At 69.1% G+C, this 17,315-nt stretch carries 18 protein-coding genes and 1 pseudogene; 14 read left to right on the top strand and 5 right to left on the bottom strand.

Annotation, left to right across the window (positions count from 1 at the left end):
- Positions 1-223 precede the first annotated feature (223 nt).
- On the top strand, positions 224-1,723 hold the full coding sequence (locus Amac_RS36580; protein ID WP_155358995.1) for a carboxyl transferase domain-containing protein: 1,500 nt from the start codon (positions 224-226) through the stop codon (positions 1,721-1,723).
- On the opposite strand, the gene Amac_RS36575 is transcribed toward Amac_RS36580, so the two are convergent.
- From Amac_RS36575 to Amac_RS36560, 4 genes are read right to left on the bottom strand one after another with little or no spacing between them, the layout of a single operon-like run.
- Positions 1,715-2,146: a hypothetical protein gene (locus tag Amac_RS36575; RefSeq protein ID WP_155351099.1), complete on the bottom strand. Its 432-nt coding sequence runs from the start codon at positions 2,144-2,146 to the stop codon at positions 1,715-1,717. The two genes, Amac_RS36580 and Amac_RS36575, sit on opposite strands and share 9 nt — an antisense overlap.
- Positions 2,143-2,601, bottom strand: coding sequence for a hypothetical protein (locus tag Amac_RS36570; RefSeq protein WP_246268953.1), 459 nt, complete (start codon positions 2,599-2,601; stop codon positions 2,143-2,145). The genes Amac_RS36575 and Amac_RS36570 overlap by 4 nt, the downstream gene beginning before the upstream one ends.
- Positions 2,602-2,611: 10 nt before the next feature.
- Positions 2,612-3,391, bottom strand: a complete 780-nt coding sequence (locus tag Amac_RS36565; protein WP_155358994.1) for a carbon-nitrogen hydrolase family protein — start codon at positions 3,389-3,391, stop codon at positions 2,612-2,614.
- Positions 3,321-4,220 carry a DUF418 domain-containing protein gene (locus tag Amac_RS36560; protein WP_218041505.1) on the bottom strand — a complete coding sequence of 300 codons (900 nt, stop codon included), beginning with the start codon at positions 4,218-4,220 and terminating at the stop codon, positions 3,321-3,323. Before Amac_RS36560 ends, Amac_RS36565 begins: the two co-directional genes overlap by 71 nt.
- A 28-nt stretch (positions 4,221-4,248) precedes the next feature.
- On the opposite strand from Amac_RS36560, the gene Amac_RS36555 reads away from it, so the two are divergent.
- On the top strand, positions 4,249-5,397 hold the full coding sequence (locus tag Amac_RS36555) for a pyridoxal phosphate-dependent aminotransferase (protein ID WP_281356387.1): 1,149 nt from the start codon (positions 4,249-4,251) through the stop codon (positions 5,395-5,397).
- 32 nt (positions 5,398-5,429) lie between these two features.
- Here Amac_RS36555 and Amac_RS36550 read toward each other — a convergent pair whose 3' ends face one another.
- Positions 5,430-6,221, bottom strand: coding sequence for an SAM-dependent methyltransferase (locus tag Amac_RS36550; protein WP_155358992.1), 792 nt, complete (start codon positions 6,219-6,221; stop codon positions 5,430-5,432).
- A gap of 159 nt (positions 6,222-6,380) precedes the next feature.
- Between Amac_RS36550 and Amac_RS36545 the strand changes: the two genes are divergently transcribed.
- From Amac_RS36545 to aroB, 12 genes and pseudogenes are all read left to right on the top strand, one after another.
- Positions 6,381-7,079 (top strand): hypothetical protein, encoded by a 699-nt coding sequence (locus Amac_RS36545; protein WP_155358991.1) that lies wholly within the window; start codon positions 6,381-6,383, stop codon positions 7,077-7,079.
- Positions 7,080-7,134: 55 nt separating this feature from the next.
- On the top strand, positions 7,135-8,187 hold the full coding sequence (locus Amac_RS36540; protein WP_155358990.1) for a C45 family autoproteolytic acyltransferase/hydrolase: 1,053 nt from the start codon (positions 7,135-7,137) through the stop codon (positions 8,185-8,187).
- A gap of 76 nt (positions 8,188-8,263) precedes the next feature.
- Positions 8,264-9,178, top strand: a complete 915-nt coding sequence (locus Amac_RS36535; protein WP_246268952.1) for a carbamate kinase — start codon at positions 8,264-8,266, stop codon at positions 9,176-9,178.
- Positions 9,179-10,276, top strand: a complete 1,098-nt coding sequence (gene bar / locus Amac_RS36530; protein ID WP_155358989.1) for a barbiturase — start codon at positions 9,179-9,181, stop codon at positions 10,274-10,276.
- A 254-nt stretch (positions 10,277-10,530) separates the two neighbouring features.
- Positions 10,531-11,082, top strand: coding sequence for an SseB family protein (locus Amac_RS36525; RefSeq protein ID WP_155358988.1), 552 nt, complete (start codon positions 10,531-10,533; stop codon positions 11,080-11,082).
- Between the two features lie 37 nt (positions 11,083-11,119).
- Positions 11,120-11,779 carry a coiled-coil domain-containing protein gene (locus Amac_RS36520; RefSeq protein ID WP_155358987.1) on the top strand — a complete coding sequence of 220 codons (660 nt, stop codon included), beginning with the start codon at positions 11,120-11,122 and terminating at the stop codon, positions 11,777-11,779.
- Positions 11,780-11,887: 108 nt separating this feature from the next.
- Positions 11,888-12,550 carry a prepilin peptidase gene (locus Amac_RS57505; protein ID WP_155358986.1) on the top strand — a complete coding sequence of 221 codons (663 nt, stop codon included), beginning with the start codon at positions 11,888-11,890 and terminating at the stop codon, positions 12,548-12,550.
- Between the two features lie 72 nt (positions 12,551-12,622).
- Positions 12,623-13,801 carry a chorismate synthase gene (gene aroC / locus Amac_RS36510; RefSeq protein WP_155358985.1) on the top strand — a complete coding sequence of 393 codons (1,179 nt, stop codon included), beginning with the start codon at positions 12,623-12,625 and terminating at the stop codon, positions 13,799-13,801.
- 12 nt (positions 13,802-13,813) lie between these two features.
- The gene (locus tag Amac_RS36505; RefSeq protein WP_155358984.1) at positions 13,814-14,362 is read left to right on the top strand and encodes a shikimate kinase; all 549 of its coding nucleotides are present in this window, start codon (positions 13,814-13,816) and stop codon (positions 14,360-14,362) included.
- Between the two features lie 89 nt (positions 14,363-14,451).
- Positions 14,452-14,592, top strand: a pseudogene (locus Amac_RS36500) (adenylosuccinate lyase); the annotation flags it as partial.
- Positions 14,593-14,609: 17 nt separating this feature from the next.
- On the top strand, positions 14,610-14,846 hold the full coding sequence (locus Amac_RS54545) for an adenine nucleotide alpha hydrolase family protein (protein ID WP_174900270.1): 237 nt from the start codon (positions 14,610-14,612) through the stop codon (positions 14,844-14,846).
- Positions 14,847-15,345: 499 nt separating this feature from the next.
- Positions 15,346-16,422 carry a 3-dehydroquinate synthase gene (aroB, locus tag Amac_RS36490; RefSeq protein ID WP_155358983.1) on the top strand — a complete coding sequence of 359 codons (1,077 nt, stop codon included), beginning with the start codon at positions 15,346-15,348 and terminating at the stop codon, positions 16,420-16,422.
- Positions 16,423-17,315: the final 893 nt, after the last annotated feature.

Below are 17,315 nucleotides of genomic sequence, written 5' to 3'. Positions count from 1 at the left end.
CCCCCGCGCACACCCCACCCCCCGCCCTCGGCCAGGACAACGACGCCGTGCTCACCTGGCTGGAGGCTCAGGAATCCACCTCGGGAGGTTCCGCTACGTGACAATCCGGACTCCGGACGACGATGTCCCCCAGGACCCGGCAGGGTCCTACCGCCAGTTCTCGGGGAAGAATTTCGGGGGGATCGAGAGCGGGCGGGTCAATGCTGGTGAACGAGGTCAGATCGTGAACGGAGGGCCGGCGCGGCCGGACGCGCGGGCGCTGATCCGGGCGGTGCTCGACGCCGGAACCTGGACATCCTGGGACGAGCCCCCGGCCGACACCGCGCCACCCGGCTCCGAATACGCCGAGGAACTCGCCGCCGCCCGGGCCAAGACCGGCTACGACGAGTCGGTGATCACCGGGGCTGGCCTGCTCGGGGGCCGGCGGGTGGCCGTCGTCGCCTGCGAGTTCTCCTTCCTGGCCGGTTCGATCGGGGTCGCGGCGGCGGATCGGCTGGTCCGCGCGATCGAACGGGCCACCGCGGAACGGCTGCCGCTGCTGGCGGCGCCCGCCAGCGGGGGCACCCGCATGCAGGAGGGCGCGCTCGCCTTCGTCCAGATGGTCAAGATCACCGCCGCCGTGTCCGCGCACCGGGCGGCCGGGCTGCCCTATGTCGTCTACCTCCGCCACCCCACGACCGGCGGTGTCTTCGCCTCCTGGGGCTCCCTCGGGCACGTCACCGCCGCAGAACCGGGCGCGATGATCGGCTTCCTCGGCCCGCGCGTCTTCGAATCCCTGTACGGCTACCCGTTCCCCGAAGGCGTCCAGGTCGCCGAGAACCTCTTCGCCCACGGCCTGGTCGACGCGGTCGTCTCGGCGGCGGACGCCCGGGAGATCGCCATCCGCGCCCTGTCGGTCCTGTGCGTGCCGGAACGCCTGGACCCCGTGCCGGAACCGGCCGGATCGGACGCCGACGTCGGAGCCTGGCAGGCGATCATGACCTCCCGGCGGGACGATCGCCCGGGGGTCCGTACCCTGCTCAAACACGCCGCGACGGACGTGACGCCGCTCAACGGCACCGGAGCGGGGGAGAACGACCCCGGGCTGCTGCTGGCGCTGGCCAGGTTCGGCGCCGCGCCCGCCGTCGTGCTCGGGCAGGATCGGCGCAGCCAGCGGGCGGGCGGCCCGGTGGGACCGGCCGGGCTGCGGGTGGCCCGCAGGGGCATGCACCTGGCCGCCGAGCTCGGCCTGCCGCTGGTCACCGTGATCGACACCGGCGGGGCCGCGCTGTCGAAGGCGGCCGAGGAAGGCGGCCTGGCCGGGGAGATCGCCCGTTCCCTCGCCGATCTGGTCATGCTGGACGCGCCCACGGTCTGCCTGCTGCTCGGTGAAGGCGCGGGCGGAGCGGCGCTGGCCCTGCTCCCGGCGGACCGGGTGCTCTGCGCCCAGCACGCCTGGCTCTCCCCGCTCCCGCCCGAGGGCGCCTCCGCGATCCTTTACCGCACGGTCGACTTCGCCCCGGAGATCGCGCAGGCCCAGGGCGTGCGCGCGATGGACCTCAAACGGGACGGCATCGTGGACCGCGTCATCCCCGAATGCCCCGACGCGGCCTACGAGCAGCAGGCGTTCTGCGAACGGGTGGCCACCGCGCTGGAATACGAGATCACCGGCCTGCTCGCGCGCGATCCCGCCGCCCGGCTGGCGGACCGCCTGGCCCGCTACCGCCGCGTCGGCTCAGGGTAAGGTTCCGGGCTGGCAGGGGATGGCGATGCGTTCCACCCGGATGGCGTGCACTTCCTCCCGGGGAACGACCACCTCGTACGCGCCGTGATCCACCAGCCAGTAGCCGAGGGCTTCCGCCTTCATCCCGCTGTGCCCGGTATAGGCGATGTGCAGGCCGCCGCTGTCGCCGTTCTCGTCCTCGTCCAGGATCAGGCAGGGTTCGCCCCCGAACGCCCCCACCGTCCGCAGCAGCGTCAGCTGCTCCAGATCCTTGATGTTGACCGCCAGCCGCCAGTAGCCGCGCCCCCGCTCGAAGCCCTCCGCGGGCGTCTCGCTGAACAGCACCACGTCGTCCCCGCCGGGGCCGATGGCGGCGGGGTAGGTCTGCGCCCGGTACCGGGCGACGAAGCCCAGGCCGACCGGTTCGATGTCGTTGCCGCTCATGCCGCCGGCCGCCAGGACAGCCCGTCGAAGGCCGCGAACGGCCGTTCCCCGGCCCGGGTGATGTGCACGATCTCGGCGCCCGCCGGGATCGGCATCGGCATCGTGTGGAACTGCGGCACGACATGCTCCCGTGAAGCGGTAAAGCCGTTCCCGGCGAATGGGGGTGAATCGTTCCAGTCACCACCCATGTGCGCTCCGTACGGAACGACGTAGGTGTCGATGTCGCGCGCCACCCAGCGCATGAGATAGAGCTCAGGCACGGCGGACGTGAGGTCGGAGCCCTCAAAGGTCAGATCGAGGGCGTCGACGAGGGCGCGCGGGGAGGTCAGCCGATCGCAGTCCTGGACGCGATACACATACCCCGAGATGATCGTCCGCTTGCCCGCCAGGTACGGCACGAGCAGACGCGGCGGGATCACCTTCTGCATCCACGTGCTGTTCCCAGGCTCACTCATGGCGATTAGTTTACGATCCCGTGACTCCAAGTCGGCGATGTTCCAGGGACGGAAGGGTCTTACGCACACTTTCCGCCCGCGCCATGTCGATCTTTCCGGTGCGTACGCCCGCGGCCGGCCCGAGATCGTGCACGGTCACGCCGAGCGGGTCGATGAGCAGGCTCCGGCCCACCCCCCAGCCGTCCTCGTGCGGCGGCTGGCCGACCGCGATCGTCCACATCGTGTTCTCGATCGCGCGCGCCCGGGCGAGCGTCACCCAGTGCTCCTCCTTGAACGGCCCGCCCGCCCAGGCGGCGATCACCGCGAACGCCTGGGCGCCCTGGTCCACCAGGGCCCTGGCCAGTTCGGGGAAGCGCAGGTCGTAGCAGGTGATCAGCCCCACCCGCAGGCCGCCCAGCTCCGCCACCACCGGCGCGTCGCCGGGCGCGACCAGCTCGGACTCGCGGGCGCCGAAGGAGTCGAACAGGTGGATCTTCCGGTAGGCGGCGACGAGTTCGCCGTTGGCGTCGATGGCCACCGCCGTGTTGTGCACCCGCGCGCCCGCCGGTTCGAAGGTGCCCGCGATCAGCGCCGTGCCCGCGTCCCTGGCGGCTTCGCGCAGCCCGTGCACGAACGGCCCGTCCAGCGGCTCGGCCCGGTCCAGGATGCCCCGGCCGAAGCGGGTCAGCGTGGCTTCGGGAAAGACCGCCAGGTCGGCTTCGGGGGCTGCGGCGAGGGCGTCACGAACCGACTCCAGGTTGTTCTTTGGGTCGTGATCGATGGAGATCTGGCACAACGTTACGCGGGTCACGTGCCTGAGTCTGCCCGTTGGGGACCAGTTCCCACCATGTCAGGCATCGCCAGATCCATTCCAGCGGGCCGTACCGGAACCGGGTCAGCCACCAGCGGGCGAACACCCACTGCACGGCCAGCGTGACCACGGTCACGATGATGATCCCCGCCACCGTCGCCGGGCGCACCAGCAGGATGACGACCGTACTGCTCAGATACGCCGTCAGCGCCAGCTTCCCCAGCGGTTCGAACACCCGGGGGCTGACCAGCAGGAACCCGCTCGCGTACGCCGCCGCCCCGGCCACGCACGCGGCCAGATAGCTCACGTCGGCCCAGGTCAGCACCACGGCGAGCACCACGCTGACGGCGAAGAACAGCACGTTCGGCCGGATCGCGTCGAACTCCACCGCCGCCAGGCCCAGCAGGAACAGCCCGGCGATGAGAATCCACGGATCGCCGTAGAACACCGCGCCCGTGGTGACCGCGACCCCCAGCGGCAGCTGCACCACCTTCGGCAGGAAGCTGGCCGGAACCAGCGCGATCGCGCCGAAGATCGCGTACGGCACCAGCACCTCGCCCGGGTTGACCACCCAGTGCGCCGCCCCGAACAGGGCCAGCACGGCCAGCCGTCGCCCCATGATCAGCCGATCCGGGTGCGCCCGTAAGAACAGCGCGAAACTCATCCCGAACAGGAAGGAGAAGATCGGATAGAACCGGCCCTGGACGAATTGGTTCATCGCCCAGTCGATTTCGGGTGGTTTCGGCGAATGCTGCCAGGTGTTCACCAGCATGATCCCGCAGATCGCGAAACCGCGGAGCGCGTCGAGCTCACGAATTCGGGTGGCCACCTGACCAGAGTAAGTTGTGACCGTGCTTGTGGGACGGATGCGGGAATTCGGAACGACGGTTTTCGCCGAGATGACGGCGCTGGCCGTGCGAACCGGTTCGATCAATCTAGGCCAGGGTTTCCCGGATGAGGACGGCCCGGCGGCCATGCTCGACCGGGCCGTCGAGGCGATCAGGGACGGCTTCAATCAGTACCCGCCCGGCCCGGGCGTGTCGGAGTTGAGACAGGCCGTCGCCGACCACCAGAAGATCCGGTATGGCCTGGACTACGACCCGGACAGCGAGATCCTGGTGACTGTGGGGGCCACCGAGGCGATCACCGCCGCCGTGCTGGCGTTGTGCGAGCCGGGCAGCGAGGTGATCGTCTTCGAGCCGTACTACGACTCGTATCCGGCGGCGATCGCGATGGCGGGGGCGGTGCGCCGGGCCGTGCCGCTCCGGGTCGACGCGGGACGGTTCGCGTTCGACCCCGCGGAGCTGGCGGCGGCGGTCACCCCGAAGACGCGGGCGATCCTGGTCAACTCCCCGCACAACCCGACCGGGACGGTGTTCACCCCGGCCGAAATGGAGGCGATCGCCGGGCTGTGCCAGGAGCATGACCTGATCGCGATCACCGACGAGGTCTACGAGCACCTGACCTTCGACGGTGTCGCGCACATCCCGCTGGCCACGCTGCCCGGCATGCGGGAGCGCACGGTGACGGTCTCCTCGGCCGGGAAGACCTTCTCGGTGACCGGCTGGAAGACCGGCTGGATCTGCGCGCCGGCCGGGCTGATCCGGGCCGTGCAGACGGTGAAGCAGTTCCTGACCTTCACCGCGGCCGCGCCCTGGCAGCTCGCGGTGGCGTACGCGCTGCGGCACGAGCTGGAGTGGGTGGCCACGCTCAAGGACGCCCTTCAGGGCAAACGCGACCGCCTGATGGCCGGTCTGGCCGCCGCCGGATTCGAGGTGCTCCGCCCGTCGGGCACGTACTTCGTGCAGACCGACATCCGGCCGCTCGGCTTCACCGACGGCCTCGACCTGGCCCGCCGCCTGCCCGAGCTGGCGGGCGTCGTCGCCATCCCGACCCAGGTCTTCTACGACGAACCAGGCACCGGACGGCAGTACGTGCGATTCGCCTTCTGCAAGAAGGACGCGGTCATCGACGAGGCCATCGCCCGGCTGGGGCGGCTCGCTTAAGTCGTGATCTGGACAGCCGCGGGGGTTTCTGGTTAACCGAGCTTCCTGCCGACCGCGCCGTAGCCCCCGCGGACTCCGTCCGCGGGGATCGGCTCGTCCGGGCGCCACTCCGGCGTCCACACCAGGCCGGGCTCGACCAGCTCGAAGCCCTCGAAGAAGCGGCCGACCTCCTCGGCGGTGCGGTTGGTCATCAGCAGCGGGCCGGTGTTGTAGTTCTTGGCCAGCGTGCCCATCAGCTCCGGCTCGAAGTCGGCGGTCAGGTGGGTGATGGCCAGGTAGCTGCCGGGGCAGGTGGCGTCGGTGAACTGCTTGACCGCGCCCCAGGGGTCGTCCTCGTCCTTGATGTGCATCAGCGTCCCGATGATGATGATCCCCACGGGCCTGGAGAAGTCGAGGACCTTTGTCACGTCGGGGTGGTCGAGGATCGTCCGCGGTTCGCGCAGGTCCGCCTCGATGTAGGTGGTCATGCCCTCCGGGGTGCTGGTCAGCAGCGCCCGCGCGTGCACCATCACGATGGTGTCGTTGTCCACGTACGCCACCCGGGCGGCGGGGTTGACCGACTGCGCGACCTCATGGGTGTTCCCGGCCGTGGGGATGCCGGTGCCGATGTCCAGGAACTGGTCGATGCCCTGCTCGGCCAGGAACCGCACGGACCGCCCGAGGAAGGCCCGGTTCTCCCTGGCCCCCCGCACCACGCCGGGAGTAGCGGCGATGACGGCCTCGGCCACCTGGCGGTCGGCGGCGTAGTTGTCCTTGCCCCCGAGCCAGTAGTCATACACCCGGGCCGGATGCGGCACCGACGTGTCGATCTTCGGAGCGGACATGCTCAGGGCCCCCGAATCTGCGGCGATATTTGCCGAGATCCTAACCAACGGCCACGGGTGTGGGAGCGCTTCCACGCCCGAAAAACACGGATAATTCGCGATTTGCGATGAAGCTGCGATGTAAGCACGGTGAAAGCAGGAGGGGGCAACGTGGGCGGCATGAAGATATCCGAACGTTTTCGCGGACCCGACGGCATGGCCAACGGCGGGTGGGTCTCCGGCCTGGCGGCGAGCTACCTGCCACCCGGCCGCACCGTCGAGGTGACCCTGCGCGCGCCCACGCCCCTGGACGCCGACATCCGCATGGAGAAGACCCCTTCCCTGGTCCGGCTGTTCGACGGCGACACCCTGCTGGTGGAGGCCCGCCCGGTGCCGGACGCCCCCGCGCCGCCGCCTCTGATCGAACCTGGCCGGATTTGCGGCACCTTCGCCGGCGCCGTCGAGCACCCGTTCCCCGGCTGTTTCGTGTGCGGCCATCGCGAGCCCGGCGACGGCATGCGCATCCATCCGGCGCCCACCGGCCGCCCCGGCGAGGTCGCCATGATCTGGCACGTGCACCCCGCCCTGGCCGACTGGTCGGCGACCCTGCCGCTGAGCCACGTGTGGGGCGCCCTGGACTGCCCGACCGGCTGGGCCCACCTCACCTCCGGCGGCGTCGCCCTGCTCGGCCGCCTCACCGGACGCGTGTACGGCTCGATCTTCCCCGACGCCACCTACGTCATCGTGGCCAGGACCGAAGGCCGGGAACGCCGGAAGCTGCACGCGTCCGCGGGGATCTACGAACCCTCCGGACGGCTGATCGCCGCCAGCCGGGCTACCTGGATCGAAATGCCCAATTTGAGTCCCCATCAATCGTGACAAGGATCACATTTCACTTCCGGTAGGAGCTCTGACGAGGTGGGATGCTGAGAATGTGATCCGCGCCTACACCTCAACAGACAGCGACCCCTTCGAACGTGGCCACGAGTTCGGCCAGGTCCACGCCGTACAGGTAGCCCACACCGTGGACGTCTACCGGGACATGTTCCAGCACCACGGCGGCTCCCGGATCGATCTCGTGGACCTTGGCACGCAGGCACTGAAGGCGATCGCGGCGTGGGCGCCCGATTTGGCCGACGAGATCACCGGCATCGCGGAGGGGGCGCGCCTCCCGGTCACCGACATCGCGGCCATCAACGCGCGGACCGAGATCCTGGCCATGCTCGACGGCCGGCCGCGCAGCGAGTGCTCCGCCGTCGTGCTGCTCGGCGACGATCCGGACAGCCCGCCGGTGGCCGTACAGACCTGGGACTGGACCCGGGACATGGCCGAGGGCTGGCTGGTCTGGACGATCGAGCATGAGAACCGGACCGTGCACACGCTCACCGAATACGGCGTGGTCGGCAAGATCGGGGTCAACTCGCTCGGGCTCGGGCTGCTGTTCACGCGGCTCCACCACGAGGACGACGGCCAGGAGGGCATCGGGCTGCCCGTGCACGTGGCCGCCCGGCGGGCGCTCGACGAGTGCGACAGCGTCACCTCGGCCGCGTACCTGCTGGCCAGCGCGGACGTGTCGGCCTCCTCGTCGCTGAATCTCGTGTCGTACGGCGCGGAGGGCAAGGCCGCGATCACCGCCGAGCTGCACCCGGGCGGGCCCGGCTGGAGCACGCCGGAGGACGACGGCATGCTCGTGCACACCAATCACTTCCTCGACCCGAGAGTGGTCCCCTACGACCCTTTTCCGAGCAAGCATCCCGGCACCCTGATCCGGCGCGACCTGCTCAGGCGCGGCCTGCGCGGGCAGACCGCCCGGCCGTCCGCGGATCAGGTCAAGGAGGTCATGTCCCGGCACGCCGGGGGTGTCTGCCACCACCGGGCGCCCGGGGCCGACGACGATCACATCACGCTGGCCACCGTCGAGCTCGACCTGCCGAACGGCGAACTGCTGGCCATGGAGGGCGGGCCCTGCGGGGACCTCACTTGGTGAATCTTGCCGAGGGAAATGCCGGTGGTGGGCGAGAGTCGCCCATGCGGGCAGGTGGGGGCGCGGCTAGTTTCGCCATGTGGATGAACGCGTACTGATCGCCCTGGGCGGGAACGCGATGACCGCGCCGGACGGCAGCGCCGCGCCGGCCGACCAGCTGCGGGCGGTCGAGCTCGCCATGGGGCACGTCGCCACGCTCATCCGGGCCGGGCACGAAGTGGTGCTCACCCACGGCAACGGGCCGCAGGTGGGCAACATCCTGCTGAAGAACCAGCTGACCTCGCACGTCGTGCCGCCGGTGCCGCTGGACTGGTGCGGGGCGCAGACCCAGGCCACCATCGGCACGATGATCATGAACTCGCTCGACCCGCTCCCGGCCGCCGTGGTGGTCACCCGGACCCTCGTGGACCCGGACGATCCCGCGTTCGCCGATCCGGTCAAGCCGATCGGGCAGTACTTCTCCGAGGACGAGGCGCGGCGGTTCGAGCAGCTGGGGCAGACCTGGCGCAAGTTCGAGCGCGGCTGGCGGCGGGTGGTCGCCTCGCCCCGGCCCATCGAGATCCTGGACGCGGGCACCGCGGTCGCGCTGATGGCGGCGGGATACACGATCGTCGCCGCCGGGGGCGGGGGGGTGCCGGTGGCCCGGGGCGCCGACGGGCGGTTGGCCGGGGTCGAGGCGGTCATCGACAAGGATCACGCGGCGGCGGTGCTGGCCCGGGCCGTACGGGCCGGGGTGCTGGTGATCGCCACCGACGTGCCGAACGCCATCCTGGGGTACGGCACCGCCGACCCGCGCCCGATCGGGGTGGTCTCGGTGGCGGAACTCCGGGAGCACCAGGCGGCCGGGCACTTCGCCAGCGGCAGCATGGGCCCCAAAGTAGAAGCGGCGCTGCGTTTCGTCGAAGACGGGGGGCAGCGGGCGGTCATCACCTCGCTAGACCACATCAGTGACGCTTTGTCAGGAAATATTGGGACAACGGTAACGGAGAGTTAGATGCCGGATCCTATTGAGGTACGCAAGGTCGCCATCGAGAGTGTCACCGACGCGTCGGGGCTCGCGAAGCTGATCGACGACGGGGTGATCGAGGCGGGCCGCGTGCTCGCGGTGATCGGCAAGACCGAGGGCAACGGCGGGGTGAACGACTACACCCGGATCATCGCCGACCGGGCGTTCCGCGAGGTGCTCGGCGCGAAGGGGCATCCGGCGCCGGAGAGCGTGCCGCTGGTGTGGTCCGGGGGGACCGACGGGGTGCTCAGCCCGCACGCCACGATCTTCGCGACGGTTGATCCGGCGCAGGCCGTACAGAGCGATGAGCCGCGGGTGAGTGTGGGCATCGCGATGAGCGAGGTCATCCTGCCCGAGGACATCGGGCGTCCGGCGATGGTGGAGAAGGTCGCGGCCGGAGTGCGGGAGGCCATGAAGATCGCGGGCATCGACGACCCGGCCGACGTGCACTACGTGCAGACCAAGACGCCGCTGCTCACCCTGTCCACGATCAACGACGCCAAGTCCCGGGGCCACGAGGTCGTCACCGAGGAGACGGGCCTGTCCATGGACATCTCCAACTCCACCACCGCGCTCGGCATCGCCGTCGCCCTGGGCGAGATCGAGATGCCGGCCGCCGAGCAGATCCACAAGGACCTCTCCCTCTACTCCTCGGTCGCGTCCTGCTCCAGCGGCGTCGAACTCGACCGGGCGCAGATCGTCGTGGTGGGCAACGTACGCGGCATCGGCGGACGCTACCGCGCCGGCCACTCGGTGATGAAGGACGCCCTCGACGCCGACGGCATCTGGGCGGCCATCCGCGACAGCGGCATCGACCTCCCCGACCGCCCGCACCCCAGCGACCTCGGCGGACGCCTGGTCAACCTGTTCATGAAGTGCGAGGCCGACCCCACCGGCAGCGTCCGCGGCCGCCGCAACATCATGCTCGACGACTCCGACGTGCACTGGCACCGCCAGATCAAAGCCACCGTCGGCGGCGTCGCCGCCAGCGTCACCGGTGACCCGGCCGTCTTCGTCAGCGTCGCCGCCGTCCACCAGGGCCCCAGCGGTGGCGGCCCCGTCATCGCCATCGCCGACCTCGGCTGACAGTAGTGAGGATGTAATCGAGCGCCTCCCGGTGGGAGCTGGCTCATCGGAGTGTCTTCACCGGATGTGCCGATCCCGGCGGTCGTCCGCACTCACCGGACGAGGCACATGACCTCATAGGAGCCTGGCCACCCGGTCCGCCGGTGGCCAGGCTGCCGTGTGGTTCGCCGTTTGTTGATGCCGGGAGGTTGCGACTCCGGCATGGTCTGCGGTCTTGGGCGGGTGGCCTGATCAGGCAGGTAGGCTCCCGAGACGTGCCCAGCATCCCGAACCCGCTCGCCCCGCACGACGACGGGAGCCCCGACCCCGCCGTGGCCGCGGCTCTCTCCGCCTTCCAATCTGGGACGGCCACCCCCGCCGACGTACTCACGGCACTCAGCACGGCCCGCCTGCTGGTCCCCGTCGTCGCCCTCCTCACCGAATCGGAGCTCGGCGCCCACGGCCTCCGCCAGGAGAAGCAGAGCGAGATGGCCCTCCCCAAACTCATCGGCCAAGACGGCCGTGAAGCGGTCCTCGCCTTCACCGGCGTCACCGCCCTCCAGCTCTGGCGCCCTGACGCCCGCCCCATCCAGGTCCTCACCCCCCAGGTCTGCCAGGCCGCCCGCCACGAGAACGCGGCCGCCGTCGTCATCGACATCGCCGGGCCCATCCCTTTCACCATCGAAGGCCCGATGCTCCCTGCTCTAGCCGCAATCGCCGATCCGTCTGCACTCGTCTACCTGTCTTCACTCGTATCAGACGTTACTATGGTCAACGTCGAACAACGACGCCCCAAGTGGCCACCAAGGTGGCTGCGAAGGGCGTAGGGCTAGCATTCGTCCCTAGCGGGGAAGGACAGAAGTCGTGGAAGACCTCACCGGGCAAACCTTGACGGACCACGAGCGACGCCTGACGAGCATGGAGGAGCGAGAACTGCGGATGCTTGACAACATCGGCGGCATCAGATCCCTCGTTCAAGATCAGACACTAGAGATGCAAAAGCTCACCCAGGCAGTCAACTCGAACTTGCTGGAGCTGACCCGGGCCCTCGGTGGCCTCTCTCGCGAGATGGTTGAGGTCAAGGGGTCGGTCGCCACGCTCTCCCGCGATATGGGCGAATTCCGGGCCGAAACCAACGCTCGCTTTGAGGTTCTAGAGCACGGGCAGGCGGAGCTCAGGGAGGGGCAGGCCGAACTTAGAGCGGACGTAGCTGAGCTCAAGGAGGGGCAGGCGGAGCTCAGGGAGGGGCAGGCCGAACTTAGAGCGGATGTAGCGGAACTCAAGGACGGGCAGGCCGAACTTAGAGCGGACGTAGCGGAACTCAAGGACGGGCAGGCCGAACTTAGAGCGGACGTAGCGGAGCTCAAGGAGGGGCAGACGGAGCTCAGGGAGACACTCGGCAAGGTGCAGAACGAGGTCGCGGGCTTGAGGAAGTGGCGCGAAGAGGTCCACCCCAAGTTCTCCAAGCTTTTCGCCAAGTCGGAAGGGGTCACGCTCAAGGACGCTGAGCCGACCCTGACGTGACGCTGTGATGGAGGAACCGCTCTCGGTCGGGTGGCCGGGGGCGGTTTCTTGTTGGTGCACTTTGGGCTTTGGGGGTGGTGAGGGCGGGTGGCGGGTTACCGTCGCCGGGTGTCGTGGGTTGTGGTCGGAGCGCTGGGGGCGGCGGGGGTGGTCGCGGGGAGTTATGCGCGGGCGCTGGCCGAGGGATTCGAGCTTGAGGTGGAGGACGTCCGGGAGGAGGCGCGGGAGGCGTTTCTGGGGGCCTTGCGGGGATGGCCGGTGCCTCGGGCGCCATATCTGGTGGAGGCTGGGACGGGGGTGGTTTTTGGGGTCTTAGGGTGGCGGTTCGGGGGAAGTTCTTTGCTGTTCGCGGTGGTTTATGCGGCCTTCATGGGGGTTGTGCTCGCGGTCGTGGATTGGCGGACCTGGCGGTTGCCGGATGTGGTGACCCTGCCGTCGTACCTGATTGTGATCGGGCTGTTGACGCCTAGTGGGCAATTGGTCGTTGGGTTGGCATGTGGGCTGGCCTTGGGTGCGGTCTATCTCCTGCTTTGGTTGGGGCGGCCTACGGGGATCGGGCTGGGGGATGTGAAGTTGGCGGGGGTGCTGGGGATCGTGACGGGGGCGGTGAGTGTCAACGCGGCGATCATCGCGGGGGTGGGGGCGCACCTGCTGGGGGCCCTGTACGCGATCGGGCTTCTCCTGATGAAGAAGGGCGATCGGAAGAGCGAGTTTCCGTTCGGGCCTTTCATGATCTTTGCGGCCTTCGTGGCCGTGGTTGTCGAGGCGTAGGAAAGATTCGACTGTCTTGACTGATGAGCGGTCTGGCAGTCGCAGTCTGAGGCGCATGGAAGACTTGGTGTCATGCTGCGCTGGTTGACCGCCGGGGAGTCCCATGGCCCCGAACTCGTCGCGATTCTCGAAGGGCTCCCCGCCGGAGTCGAGGTGACCACGGCCGAACTCGCCGAGGCACTTCGCCGTCGGCGGCTCGGCTATGGGCGCGGGGCCCGGATGAAGTTCGAGCAGGACGAGGTCTCCGTCGTCGGCGGAGTCCGGCACGGCCGCACGCTCGGCTCGCCCGTCGCCATCCGGATCGGCAACACCGAATGGCCGAAATGGGAGACCGTGATGGCGGCCGACCCGGTCGACCCGGCCTTGCTGGAGGGCGTCGCCCGCAACGCGCCACGTTCTCGCCCGCGCCCGGGCCATGCCGACCTGGCCGGGATGCAGAAATACGGCTTCGACGACGCCCGCCCGGTTCTCGACCGGGCCAGCGCCCGTGAGACCGCGGCCAGGGTCGCGCTCGGGCAGGTCGCCAAGAACTTCCTCAAGCAGGCGCTCGGCGTGGAGATCATCAGCCACGTGCTGTCCATCGGCGCCGCCGCCAGCCCGTCGATAGACCTGCCCGGCCCGGCCGACCTGGCTGCGATCGACGAGGACCCGGTCCGGTGCTTCGACCCGGACGGCAGCGCCGCCATGATCGCGGAGATCGACAAGGCCCACAAGGACGGCGACACCCTCGGCGGCGTCGTCGAAGTCGTCGCGTACGGGTTGCCGCCCGGCCTGGGCAGCTACACGCACTGGGATCGCCGCCTCGACTCGCGCCTGGCGGGTGCGCTCATGGGCATCCAGGCGATCAAGGGCGTCGCGCTCGGCGACGGTTTCGAGACCGCTCGCCGGCCCGGATCCCGGGCCCACGATGAGATCGAGAACACCCCGTCCGGCGTGCGGCGGATCACCAACCGGGCCGGTGGCGTCGAAGGCGGTATGACCAACGGCGAACCGCTGCGGGTCAGCGCCGCGATGAAGCCCATCTCCACGGTGCCGCGCGCGCTGGCCACGATCGACGTGCTGACCGGCGAGGCCGCCAAGGCCCATCACGAACGTTCCGACGTGTGCGCCGTCCCCGCCGCGGCCATCGTCGCCGAGGCGATGGTCGCCCTGGTCGTCGCCGACGCGGCCATCGAGAAGTTCGGCGGCGACTCGGTCGAGGAGGTCGCCCGCAACCTGTCCGGCTACCTCTCCTCGATGGTCATCAAGTAAAGGTAAATGATCATGAATTCGGTTCGGCGTGCTCCCGTGGCCGTCCTCATCGGCCCTCCCGGCTCCGGCAAGTCCACCGTCGGAAGCCTCCTCGCCGAGCGGCTCGGCGTCCCCTTCCGCGACACCGACACCGACGTGGAGGGCACCGCCGGGAAGCCCATCGGCGACATCTTCGTCGAAGACGGCGAAGCCCACTTCCGCGAACTGGAAGCCGCCGCCGTCCGCACAGCTCTCGACGATCACGACGGCATCCTCTCCGTCGGCGGCGGCGCCATCCTCAACCCCGCCACCCAGGCCCTCCTCGCCACCCACACCGTCATCTACCTCCAGGTAGCCCTGGACCAAGCGGTCAAACGCGTCGGCCTGGCCTCGGCCCGCCCCCTCCTGGTCCTCAATCCCCGCAGCCAACTCCGCAAACTCATGGAGGAACGCCGCCCCCTCTACGAACAACTCGCCACCCTCACCTTCCCCACCGACGACCGCGACCCCGAAGACCTCACCGCCGAAATCGTCACCACCCTCGCCACCCTCAACCCCGAACCACCCATGAACCAGGAATGACCTCCCGCAGGTTCCCGTGGCGGATATATGAGGCACCGGTTCAGGTGGCCGCGCCGCCGCGGGTGCGGGTGGCTCCGGTGTCGTCCGAGGCAGCGCAGGCGACGACGCTGGGCGAACTTCGCGTCGGCGGCCGACGAGTTGCTGGTGGCGTACGCGCGGCTGGAGGAGCTGATCGCCCGCTATCCACTGCGCGGGTGAAGGCCCCGGTCGGGATGTCGCAGGACATGATCGGGCCTGGAGAAGATCATTGAGTAGCGGCCGGGTGGAAGAGGGCCGCTTTGCGGCCGTCGCCGGAGTGGACGGCATGCGGGCCGGTGTGGAGGCGGTGGAGTGGGCGGCGCACGAAGCCGTGCTGCGTGACGTGCCGCTCCGTGTGGTGAGCGCGGTGCCCGCCTGGTGCCCCGGCTTCCGCAGTGGTGGAGGGGCAAGAATTATCTCGCGGACATTCGCTGCCAAGCCCCCGTTTCTGGAGGGGTGGGTGTGACTTCGTTCGCGTTGTCCAGTGCAGTTCTGGTTCTGAGTCGGTGGAGGGGCGGGAGTGATCTCGCGGGTTCCATTTGGTCAGGTCCTGTTCCCGGGAGGGCGGGTGTGATTTGTTCGCGTTCGTCCGGTGGGGTTCTGGTTCTGAGGCGGTGAAACGGCGGGAGTGATCTCGCGGGTTCCGTTTGGTCAGGTCCTGTTCCCGGGAGGGCGGGTGTGATTTGTTCGCGTTCGTCTGGTGGGGTTCTGGTTCTGAGTCGGTGGAGGGGCGGGGATGAGTTCGCGGTGTTCTCCTGGTTCGGCTTTGTTCCGGAGGCGCGATCTCGTGTGTGTTCCTCGGTCGGGTCGTGGTTGCGGAGCGGTGGAGGGCGGGTGGGAGCTCGCGCGTGGGTCTTGGTGATGAATCGTGTGATGTGGTGGTAGGAATCCTTCGGAGGGCCGGGTCGTCTGGCGGGTGCTGTGGCGGCGGGGAGCTGGAGTGCGGGACAAGGTGAAATAGGGTCATGAGCGTTTCGCGGATTCAGGTGCATGGTGATGATCCTTACGACGTGGTCGTGGGGGCTGGGGTGCTGGCGGAGTTGCCCGGTCTGGTGGGGGACGGGGTCAGGACTGTCGCGGTGGTCTGTCCCGCGAGTCTGCCGGAGATCTCGCGGCCGGTCTGTGATGCACTGAGGGCCGCGGGGTACGAGGTTCTGGCGTTGCCGGTGCCCGATGGGGAGCAGGCGAAGACGTCGGGTGTCGCGGCGGAGTTGTGGTCCGCGTTCGGGCGGTACGGGATGACGCGGTCGGATGCGGTGGTCGGGGTTGGTGGGGGAGCCACCACTGACCTGGCCGGGTTCGTGGCGGCCACCTGGTTGCGTGGCGTCCGGCTGATTCAGGTGCCGACCACGCTGCTGGCCATGGTGGACGCGGCCGTGGGCGGGAAGACGGGGATCAACACGCCGGAGGGCAAGAACCTCGTGGGGGCGTTCTATCCGCCGAAGGGCGTGCTCTGCGATCTGGCGACTCTCGTGAGCGTGCCGCGTGAGGACTACGTGGCCGGGCTGGCCGAGATCATCAAGGGTGGGTTCATCGCGGATCCGACGATCCTGATGCTGATCGAGGACGATCCCGCCGGGGCTCGGGTGCCGGAGGGCGAGCATACGCGGGCGCTGATCGAGCGGAAGATTCAGATCAAGGCGGATGTGGTGAGCGCCGATCTGAAGGAGAGCGGCCTGCGGGAGATCCTCAACTACGGGCACACGCTGGCGCACGCGATCGAGCGAGCCGAGGACTACCACATCCGTCACGGCGAGGCGGTCGCGATCGGCCTGGTCTACGCGGCTGAGCTGTCCCGCCTGGACGGGCGGATCGGCGACGACATCGTGGAACGCACCCGCTCCATCCTGACCTCAGTCGGCCTGCCGACCTCCTACCGCAAAGACGCGTGGCCAGAACTCCGCGAACACATGCGCATCGACAAGAAGAGCCGCGGCGCCAAACTCCGCTTCGTCGTCCTCAACGGCCTCGCCCAGCCGTCCCGCCTCGAAGACCCCTCCGAGGAACTGCTGGAATCAGCCTTCTATGAGATCTCCAGATGATCTTTCCCCAAAGCTAACCAAGCCCGACCATGGCCATCGTCCGGGCGCTGGCCGAGGTCACACCGTGGCCGCAGACGCATCGCGGCCAATGGCGTCACCGGTACCGGCTAGCGGCGGCCGTGGGTGCCAGGGCCGGGCGCGGGCCGCGACTACTGGGCAATTGGCAGATGAGTTGGGAGCAGCTTGTCGATGGTGTTGGGTGAACGTACTCGCGTCGTCTCGTGGGCGTGATCGCCCAAGGGGGTTGGCCTGGTCCCGGCCGACGAGGAAGGTCTGAGCGCTTATCCGCCTGGGCGCAGGATGGGTCTCACTGGAAAGGCCTGAGCGCAGACCCGCCTGAGCGCGGGATGGGCCTGACCGGATCCACGACCGTCACCACGCGCTTGGACGACGTCCGTGTCTCGCGCGGTGCAGGATGCGTTAAAGGTCAACAGGCCACTCCCAGCCTGGACGACCGCGCTCCCAGGGCCGGAGGAATTCTCACTTTGTGAGGCCGAGGGCGATGAGCGGGTTGTGGAAGTCGTCGCGTGCCCAGCGGGTGCCTTCGGCGATGTCGGTGAAGTTCAGCAGGCGTGGCGCGCCGATCGCGTAGCTACGCATGGTGGCGCGCCGATCGCGTGGCTACGCATGGCGGGCCAGGATCGACCCTTCACGCGCTGTCTCAGGATCGGAGAACTCCCTCAACCCCCTGGGTTCCCGGGCTGGGTGGGTGGCGCTCTCGTGCCGGCCGGTTTCAGCGCCGGAACCGTCCGGCGAAGCGGCTTTTTCCGTGGTAGAGGAGGGTCCAGGTGCCGTCGTGGTTGCGGCGGGTGCGGTAGCGGTCGGGGTGGGTTGCTTTGTCGCGGTTGTGCGAGGTGCAGGCGGGGGCGAGAAGGTCCAGGTCGGTGGTACCG

Origin of the sequence: Acrocarpospora macrocephala (assembly GCF_009687865.1) — a bacterium.
Lineage (GTDB): Bacteria > Actinomycetota > Actinomycetes > Streptosporangiales > Streptosporangiaceae > Acrocarpospora > Acrocarpospora macrocephala.
Note: the sequence above shows the minus strand (reverse complement) of the source record. Positions and strands in the feature narration are given on the sequence as shown.